Below are 1,329 nucleotides of genomic sequence, written 5' to 3' on the forward strand. Positions count from 1 at the left end.
GAACTCACAAAACCCCAGGTCAGAATCACAGTCTGAGATCTCTACCGAACCCGGGGCGGTTCAGTTTGATATTTCGAAGCGGGCGGTCTGGGAGGCGTACGAGGGAGTGAAGGCAAACAAAGGTGCAGCGGGTGTAGACGGGCGGTCCATTGAGGAATTTGAGAGTGCGGTAAGTGATGTTTCCTGCCGTTTCACACCGATGTGATGACATGCCATAACGGGGTGATTCCGGCGGTCGAATGATCAACATCGCCGCCCTGGCCGAGCGCACGGCTCCGGCCCCCCGGTTTGGCTCGACAGCCGAGGTCAGGGGCCTGCTACCCACTGGGACGAAGTGGTGCGAAATTAGCTAGACCATCACTTACCGCACTCTGAGAGAAGATGGAGGAGCAGGCACGGACTCACCAAGTGTTCATGGGACTTCGACACTCACATGATCACTGAGACCGTGCCTGCGCTGCGTTCGCCCTCCGCCCGGACCGGGGCGCCCCACCCCAACTGCGAACCAACCCGACGTTCCAGACAGAACCGATCATGCAACGGACCCTGGGTAGGGCGGTGGCACTGTTGCTCAGCGCCTGGGCGGTGAAGAGATAGATGATGGAGAGCAACAGGACGCCAGCGATCAGGAACATGCCACCGTACAGCAGTGTGAGCCGTATCCGGACCGTGGGTTTAAACAGAGGCTGCATCGGGGCCCGGGGGTCCCAAGTGGGCTTGGGAGGCATGACCGCGGAGGTCACTCCGCCAGTCAAAACCGGATCTGACGGTGCAACGCGGTTCTCTCTGCCACGATGAGCCACTACTTTCCTCCGCTGACAGCCTTAGTGCGTTGTGGCAAACCGGATTTCGTTCGAGGTGCGTGGCGCGGGTGATCGTCTGGATAGAGGTGCGGGTGCGGCCGCGGGCATGAAAGAACGGGCTCCTTGGTAGTGACGCGGTTACGACACCAGCACGACCAAGGAAGCCCGTTGCCTGATCAGTTGAGCAGTACCACTGTGCCTGCGTCCACCACGGTCACCCCTGGGTGTGACTGCTACGTGCACAGGTTCGGTTCGATCGCTCCGGGACAGCGGGTGCGGTGCTATCCGAGTGACATGACGGACGCGGAGTGGGCCGAGGTCCGTGCCGCGATGCCGGTGCCGGCCTGGCTGCTCAAGCTGGGTGGCCGTCCGGAGGCGTTTTGCCACCGCGAGATGCTTGATGCGGTGCGTTACCTCGTCGACAACGGCGTGAAGTGGACGGCTCTGCCGGTCGATTTCCCTTACTGAGGAAGTTTCATCGTGATTCGTGCAGGTCACCGGGCCTGGTGTGACGAGTCGTTGGGGT

Annotated in this window: 1 protein-coding gene and 2 pseudogenes; 2 read left to right on the forward strand and 1 reads right to left on the reverse strand. The window is 61.2% G+C overall.

Annotation, left to right across the window (positions count from 1 at the left end):
• The coding region (locus ACFPZI_RS33030) for a hypothetical protein (RefSeq protein ID WP_381370860.1) at positions 1–205 on the forward strand (205 nt) is incomplete at its 5' end.
• A 343-nt stretch (positions 206–548) separates the two neighbouring features.
• On the opposite strand, the pseudogene ACFPZI_RS33035 reads toward ACFPZI_RS33030, so the two are convergent.
• Positions 549–728, reverse strand: a pseudogene (locus tag ACFPZI_RS33035) (two-component sensor histidine kinase); the annotation flags it as partial.
• Positions 729–1,058: 330 nt separating this feature from the next.
• Here ACFPZI_RS33035 and ACFPZI_RS33040 point away from each other — a divergent pair.
• Positions 1,059–1,265 (forward strand): annotated as a pseudogene (locus ACFPZI_RS33040) (transposase); the annotation flags it as partial.
• Positions 1,266–1,329: the final 64 nt, after the last annotated feature.

Source organism: Streptomyces chlorus, assembly GCF_042655885.1.
Lineage (GTDB): Bacteria > Actinomycetota > Actinomycetes > Streptomycetales > Streptomycetaceae > Streptomyces > Streptomyces chlorus.